The following is a 6914-nucleotide window of genomic DNA, read 5'->3' on the forward strand; positions in this document are numbered from 1 at the left end:
CGACGCCGAGAACCCGCCAGACAAGCCCGGTCAGATGCCGGTCACCGGCCGCAGGTCAACGGGGGGACGGCCGCCGTCCCGCTGGTCCGCACCATCATCCCGAACGTCGTCGAGGCGCCCGGTGCCAACGTGCCGTTGTACGGCGCGTTGCCGACGACGACGTCGGCACCGGTGGTCTGCACCACCCCGTTCCAGGCAGTCTGGATGCGCTCGTCGCCGGGCCACCGCCAGGAGACGTGCCAGCCCTGGACCGGTTGGCTCCCGGTGGCGCGCACGGTGACCGTGGCGACGAAGCCGCCGGTATAGCGGTTGTCGATGGTGGCGGTCGCGCTGCACGACGACTGGTCCGCGGTGCGGGCCGGCCCGCCGATCACGTACGGGTCCCGCTTGCCGTCGGGCTCGCTGAACCGGAACCAGTAGTCGGTGCTCGGGGTCAGCCCGCCGATGGTCACCTTCCCGTTGCGCTCGGGCCCGGTGAGGGCCTGGGCGGCGGGGTTCTGCCACTTCTCGGCGTCCTCGCGGCTGGTGAAAAGGACGACCTGCATCGGCGGGTTGTAGCCGCAGGGCGGGCTGAGCAACATGGAGTAGGTGATGGTCAGGCTCGTCGCGGTGGTCTCCGACACCTGACCCCAGATCGGCAGCGCCGGCGGACACGCAAACGTCGGCGTCGGGATCGGTGGCGTCGGCGTCAGCTGGGCGGAGGGCGCGCCGGCGGCGCCGGCCGTCCCGGCCCAGAAGGCCAGGGTCAGGGTCGCGGCGGCCAGCACCACGCCGGGCATGCGGAGCATCCGTACCTCCTTGGATCGAGGGCACCGGCCGCAGGGGGACCGGCCGGTGTCGGGGTTGGTAACTGCCGGTTGCCCGGGACCGGCCACCAGGTCCGACCCAGGCGTAGGCGTCGACGCCGGCCGGATCGTGGCCGGGCCGACGGGAATGGCGAGGGCTGCCCGGCGCGGGGTGGCAAACCACCCCGCGCACCCTCTCAGGCAGGGATCGAGTGCCTCGCGCCGGCTCCAGAGCGAGGCTCATCGACAGCTTTCCATTCGAAGAACATCGATGCAATTACCCGTTCCGGCCGGGCTGGGGCAGCCGTCAGGGCAGCCGGCGTTCGGCTTCGAGGCGGTCGACGACACGACTGGCGATCCGTTCGAGGGTGCGCACCTCGTCCGGGTCGAGCTGGTCGAAGACGAGCCGCCGGACGGTGTCGACGTGCGCGGGCGCGGCGGCCTCGATCGCGGCCCGGCCCGTGGCGGTGAACGTCACGTAGGCGCCCCGCGCGTCCTGGGGGCACTCCTCGCGGTCGATCAGGCCCCGACGCCGCATCCGGCCCAGGTGGTGCGACAGCCGGCTCTGCTCCCACTGGAGGCCGCGTTGCAGCTCGAACGGCCGCAACCGCCCGTCGGGCGCCTCGGCGAGCTGGACCAGCACCTCGTAGTCGGCGAGGGAGAGCGCGGACTCGGCCTGCAACTGCCGGCTCAGCCGCGCGGTCAGCTCGGCCTGCATGCGCAGATACGCCCGCCAGGCACGCTGCTGGTCGTCGTCGAGCCATCGGGGGCTGGTCATGACATCTGATGAGCGCCACGCTGACCCCCCGGGTGGACATCCGCCGGGCCCCGGCTACCGGCGGGCAGCGGGTCACGGCCACCGAGCCGGCCGAGATCCTGGTCTGGGAGATGCACGCCACCGTCGCCCGCTGAGCCGGCACGGACGACGACGTGGGGTGCCCGGGTGGGCACCCCACGTTTCGGCCGGCCCTGCCAACCGACCAGGCATGGCGGCGGCCACGGGCCCGGAGTCCGGCCTGCGTACGATGCGGGGCCGGACATCGGCTCGTCCCGGCGGAGGTAGCGGCAGATGGCAGCCCAGCACGAGGGGTTCGCCCTCGGCGTCGACCTCGGCACGTCCAACACGGTGGCCGTGCTGCGCTGGCCCGACGGCCGGACCCGGCCGCTGCTGGTCGACGGGCAACCGGTCGTCCCCTCCGGGGTGTACGCCGACACCGACGGCCGGCTGCACGTCGGCCGGGACGCCCGACGGCTGGCGCAGGCCGACCCGGGGCGCTACGAGCCGAATCCGAAGCGCCGGATCGACGCCCCGACCGTGCCGCTGGGCGACCGCGAGTACGCCCCCGCCGATCTGCTCGCCGCGATCCTGCACGCGGTGGGGCAGGCGGCCCTCGCCACAGTCGGCTTCCTGCCCCCGGCGGTGCTCACCTGCCCGGCGTCCTGGGATGAAGCCCGCCGCCAGATCCTCGCCGACGCGCTGCTGCGGGCGGGCTGGCCGCAGGCCGCCGAGCACACCCTGTCCGGCCCGACCCCGCCCGGCACCCGGCTGCTGCGCGAGCCCGTCGCCGCCGCCCGCTACTACGCCCAGGTGCTGCGCCGGCCGGTGCCCGTCGGCGGCTCGATCGCCGTGTTCGACCTCGGCGGCGGCACCCTCGACGTGGCGGTGCTGCGCAACGAGGGCGCCGACCCGTGGGGCGACTCGGGATTCACCGTGACCGCCACCGGCGGCGTGCCCGACCTGGGCGGGCTGGACCTGGACGCGGCCCTGGTGGCCCGGATGGGCGAGCTGGTGTCCGCGACCCACCCGCAGGTGTGGCAACGGCTCACCCAGCCGGCCGACGCGCCGCAGTGGCGCGACCGGCACCAGCTCTGGGAGGGCGTCCGCGAGGCGCGGGAGATGCTGTCCCGGGCGACCGTCGCGCCGGTGGTCGTGCCGGGCCTGCCGGCGGTGGTCGAGCTGACCCGCGAAGACGCCGAACGGGTGGCCGCCCCGCTGCTGGCCCGGGCCGTGGCCGAGACCCGCCGGGTGATCGCCGCCGCCGGGCTCACCCCCGACCGGCTCGCCGGCCTGTTCCTGGTGGGCGGCCCGACCCGGATGCCGCTGGTGGCCCGCATGCTGCACGCCGAGCTGGGCGTCGCGCCGACGGTGCTGGAGCAGCCGGAACTGCCGGTGGCCGAGGGGGCGCTGACCGACCTGCCGACCCCCCGCCCGGCCCCCGCGCCGCGCCCCGCACCTCCGGGAGCAACCAGCAGGAGCAGGGGCGGGAGCAGGAACACCAGCGCCAGCGGGAGCGGGAACGCCAGCAGGGGCGGGAGCGGGAGCGCCGGTGGGCGTACCGCCGAGGGGTGCCGACGCCGGACGTGGCCGGCGGCCCGCCGCCCACCCTGGCCGGCGGCGCTCCGGGGCAGCCGGCCAGGGTGCCCGCCGCCCCCGGAATGCCGGACACCGGGTGGGGCGGGCCCGGCACGCCCCCGCCCACACCGCCGCCCGCCGCGCGGCGGCGCGGGATGTGGATCGCGGTGGCCGCGGTGCTCGCCCTCGCCGGGGTGGGCGTCGGGGCCGCGCTGTGGTTCACCCGCGACCGCTACCCGGCGCTCGAGTTCCGGAACCTGGCCGAGATCGAGCGCGTCCCGGCCGGCGAGGACCGGCCGGTCGAAACCTTCACCGCGCTGCTCGGCAACGTCGGGTACGCGGCGTACCCGCTGCCGGACGACCGGCTGGAGATCGTGTCGGTCGACGCGGAGACCGGGGCGGTCCGGTGGCGGAAGCAGACCACGCGGGCGGCACAGCGATGGGACGGGCTCGTCGCCCTGCCCGGGGCGGTGGCGGCCTTCTCCGACCCGATCGGCGCCGATGCGGCCCGCGAGCTGGTGGTGCTCGACGCCGCCTCCGGCGAGCAGCGGTGGAGGCGGACCATCGGCGACGACGACCGGGTGATCTTCGGGCGGGACGTGGCGGTGCTGGTCGACACCGCCGGACACCGGCTCGTCGGGCTGCGGACACGCGACGGGCGGCCGGTCTGGGACGAGGACAACCCGCGCGACACCACGGGCAACGCCCGCAGCGCCGTGCTGCCCGTCGAGACGGCCGAGGGGGCCGGCGGCCCGGCGTACGCCGACGGGACGCCCCGCGACCCGTGGCGGGGAAAGGCCGACCGGCTCGTGCAGATCGGCGCGGACCGCTCCGCGCGGCTGATCGACCTGGCCAAGGGCACGGTGCTGCGGATCTGGCCGGGCGTGGCCGACCGCGACGACCTGATGGTCGCGCGGGAGGACCGGCTGTACGTGGTCGACGACGCCGGGGCCGGCGGGTACCGGCTGCTCGGCTACGACCTGACCCGGGTGGCGGAGCCGACGGTGCTGCACAGCGGCGCGGACGACGGGCGTCGGGTGACGGCGCTGGCGGCCTGCGGCAAGCACCGGGCATGTCTGGTGGAGACGCCGGCCGGCGAAGCGGACCGCGCCGAGGTGGTGGCCGCCACGGAGGGCACCAGGGCGAAGCGCTGGGCGGCCCCGGGGGCCATGGAGCTGGTGCCGGTGGGCGAGCACCTGATCGTCCGGCGGCAGTACCCGGAGGCGACGTCGACGCTGTTCGACCCGGCGGGCGGCGCTGTGCTGCGCGACCGGGACGGGGTGGCCATCCGGCTGGACGCGGGCAACGTGCTGGTCTTCGCCGACCCGCTGACCGGCAGCGAGGGCGATCGGAGCCTCGCCGGGCTGGCGGTCGGCTCCCCCGACCCGGTCGAGCTGGGCCGGGCCGAGGACGTCCGTAGCGAGTCCTGCTCGTGGAACACCAGCGTTCTGCTGTGCGGCGGGGCGAAGGACTTCGTGCTGTACCGCTTCGCCCCGGCACCCTGACCCCCGGCACCCCTGCCCCCGGCATCTGGCCCTCGGGATCCTGGGCCCCGGCAACCGGCGGATCGCCGCCCGGCCCCGCCCGCCGGTGCGAAGCGGGCGGAGCCGGACGGACGTCAGTCGGCCGTGGCCAGGTCCCGGAAGACACTGAGCGTGGCCGGGTCGTCGATGGTGGCCGGCACGGGCTCGTCGCGCCCCTCCACCAGCCCGCGCATCGTGCGGCGCAGGATCTTGCCGGAGCGGGTCTTCGGCAGCGCCGGCACGACGGTCACCCGGCGGAACGCGGCGACCGGGCCGATCCGCTCCCGCACCAGGGCGACCAGCTCGGCGGCGAGCACGTCCGGTTCCACCTCGACGCCGGCCTTGAGCACCACGTACCCGCTGGGCACCTGGCCCTTGAGCTCGTCGGCGACGCCGATCACGGCGCACTCGGCCACCGCCGGGTGCCCGGCCAGCACCTCCTCCATCGCCCCGGTGGAGAGCCGGTGCCCGGCCACGTTGATCACGTCGTCGGTGCGGCCCATCACGTACAGGTAGCCGTCGGAGTCGAACCGGCCGCCGTCGCCGGTCAGGTAGTAGCCGTCGAAAGTGCTCAGGTACGACCGGACGTACCGCTCGTCGTCGCCCCAGAGCGTGGGCAGGCAGCCCGGCGGCAGGGGCAGCCTGATCACGATCGAGCCCTCGACGCCCGCCGGCACCTGCGCGCCGCGCGAGTCGACCACCCGCACGTCGTACCCGGGGACCGGCACCGAGGGCGAACCGGCCTTGATCGGCAGCGGTTCGAGGCCGCGCGGGTTCGCCACCACCGGCCAGCCCGTCTCGGTCTGCCACCAGTTGTCCACCACCGGCACGCCCAGCCGCGCCCCGGCCCAGGCGAAGGTGTCCGGGTCGAGCCGCTCACCGGCCAGGAAGAGCGTCCGCAGGCTGGTCAGGTCGTACCGGCCGATGCGGGTGCCGTCCGGGTCCTGCCGGCGGATCGCCCGGATCGCGGTGGGGGCGGTGAACAGGGCGGCCACCCGGTGCTGCGACACGACGCGCCAGAACGCCCCCGCGTCCGGGGTGCCGACCGGCTTGCCCTCGTACAGCACGGTGGTCGCCCCGGTGAGCAGCGGCCCGTACACGATGTAGGAGTGGCCGACCACCCAGCCGACGTCGGAGGCGGCCCAGAAGACGTCGCCCGGCCCGATGTCGTAGACGTTGCGCATCGACCACCGCAGCGCCACCGCGTGCCCGCCGTTGTCGCGCACGACGCCCTTGGGCCGGCCGGTGGTGCCGGAGGTGTACAGCACGTAGAGCGGGTCGGTGGCGGCGACCGGGACGCAGTCGGCGGGCTCCGCGCCGTCGCAGGCGTCGTCCCAGGTGAGGTCCCGGCCCGGGGTCAGCGGGGCGGGATGCTGGGGGCGCTGCACGATCACGCACCGCTGCGGGGCGTGGTCGGCCTCGGCGAGGGCCGCGCCGAGGATCGGGTGGTAGGGCACGATCCGGTCCACCTCGATGCCGCACGAGGTGGCCACCACCACCTTCGGCCGGGCGTCGTCGATGCGCACGGCCAGCTCGTGCGCGGCGAAGCCGCCGAACACCACGGAGTGCACCGCGCCGATCCGGGCGCAGGCCAGCATGGCGACCACCGCCTCCGGGACCATCGCCAGGTAGAGCAGCACCCGGTCGCCCCGGCCGACCCCGAGCCGGCGCAGCGCCCCGGCGAACCGTGCGGTCGCGTCGCGCAGCTCCCCGTACGTGTACGTGCGGCTGGTGCCCGTGACCGGGCTGTCGTGGATCAGCGCCGGCTGGTCGCCCCGCCCCGCCGCCACGTGCCGGTCCAGGGCGTTGTGGCAGGTGTTCAGCTCCCCGTCGGGAAACCAGCGGTACAGCGGGGCCTGGCTGTCGTCGAGGATCCACCGGGGCGCCCGGTGCCAGTCGATCTCCGCCGCCGCGTCCCGCCAGAAGCCGGTCGGGTCGGCGATGCTCCGCTCGTACGCTGCTCGATACGCGCCCATCCCGCCATGCTCGCCGCGCGCGGCGGGGCGGCACGACGGTGGACCGCCTCCGGTGCGCCGGACGTACCCCTCGGGTCGCCGAACGGCGGGCCGGTCGGTCGGCGGCCGACCGGCGGCGGGGCCGCCGGCCGATCCGCCGGGTCGCCACCCCGCAACCGTCGCAACCCGGCCCGTCCGGGGCGGATGAAGGCCCGCCGGGCGGGTAAGCGGTGCCGACCTGGTGAGGAACGACCGGTGTCGCGCGGGCCGCGACGGCGAGGCCCGGGCGTCCGGCTCA

At 75.9% G+C, this 6914-nt stretch carries 5 protein-coding genes and 1 pseudogene; 3 read left to right on the forward strand and 3 right to left on the reverse strand.

Annotation, left to right across the window (positions count from 1 at the left end):
• Positions 1-41 precede the first annotated feature (41 nt).
• Positions 42-788 carry a cellulose binding domain-containing protein gene (locus MCAG_RS08435; protein ID WP_036372860.1) on the reverse strand — a complete coding sequence of 249 codons (747 nt, stop codon included), beginning with the start codon at positions 786-788 and terminating at the stop codon, positions 42-44.
• Positions 789-1092: 304 nt separating this feature from the next.
• Entirely contained in the window at positions 1093-1563 is a 471-nt protein-coding gene (locus tag MCAG_RS08440) for a MarR family winged helix-turn-helix transcriptional regulator (RefSeq protein WP_007072539.1), read from the reverse strand.
• Positions 1564-1571: 8 nt separating this feature from the next.
• Between MCAG_RS08440 and MCAG_RS35640 the strand changes: the two genes are divergently transcribed.
• The 3 genes and pseudogenes from MCAG_RS35640 (at position 1572) to MCAG_RS34595 (ending at position 4643) form a co-directional block, all read left to right on the forward strand.
• Positions 1572-1697, forward strand: coding sequence for a hypothetical protein (locus tag MCAG_RS35640; protein WP_255348981.1), 126 nt, complete (start codon positions 1572-1574; stop codon positions 1695-1697).
• Positions 1698-1854: 157 nt separating this feature from the next.
• A pseudogene (locus MCAG_RS34590) lies at positions 1855-2910 on the forward strand (Hsp70 family protein); the annotation flags it as partial.
• Between the two features lie 383 nt (positions 2911-3293).
• Complete coding sequence (locus tag MCAG_RS34595; RefSeq protein ID WP_232290113.1) at positions 3294-4643, forward strand: PQQ-binding-like beta-propeller repeat protein; 1350 nt, start codon at positions 3294-3296, stop codon at positions 4641-4643.
• Between the two features lie 113 nt (positions 4644-4756).
• On the opposite strand, the gene MCAG_RS08450 is transcribed toward MCAG_RS34595, so the two are convergent.
• The gene (locus tag MCAG_RS08450) at positions 4757-6637 is read right to left on the reverse strand and encodes a propionyl-CoA synthetase (RefSeq protein ID WP_007072542.1); all 1881 of its coding nucleotides are present in this window, start codon (positions 6635-6637) and stop codon (positions 4757-4759) included.
• Positions 6638-6914: the final 277 nt, after the last annotated feature.

The organism is Micromonospora sp. ATCC 39149 (genome assembly GCF_000158815.1).
Lineage (GTDB): Bacteria > Actinomycetota > Actinomycetes > Mycobacteriales > Micromonosporaceae > Micromonospora.

Coding starts and splice junctions, on each gene's coding strand:
- MCAG_RS08435 (WP_036372860.1), bottom strand. CDS start 788: ATGCTCCGCATGCCCGGCGTGGTGCTGGCCGCCGCGACCCTGACCCTG.
- MCAG_RS08440 (WP_007072539.1), bottom strand. CDS start 1,563: ATGACCAGCCCCCGATGGCTCGACGACGACCAGCAGCGTGCCTGGCGG.
- MCAG_RS35640 (WP_255348981.1), top strand. CDS start 1,572: ATGAGCGCCACGCTGACCCCCCGGGTGGACATCCGCCGGGCCCCGGCT.
- MCAG_RS34595 (WP_232290113.1), top strand. CDS start 3,294: ATGTGGATCGCGGTGGCCGCGGTGCTCGCCCTCGCCGGGGTGGGCGTC.
- MCAG_RS08450 (WP_007072542.1), bottom strand. CDS start 6,637: ATGGGCGCGTATCGAGCAGCGTACGAGCGGAGCATCGCCGACCCGACC.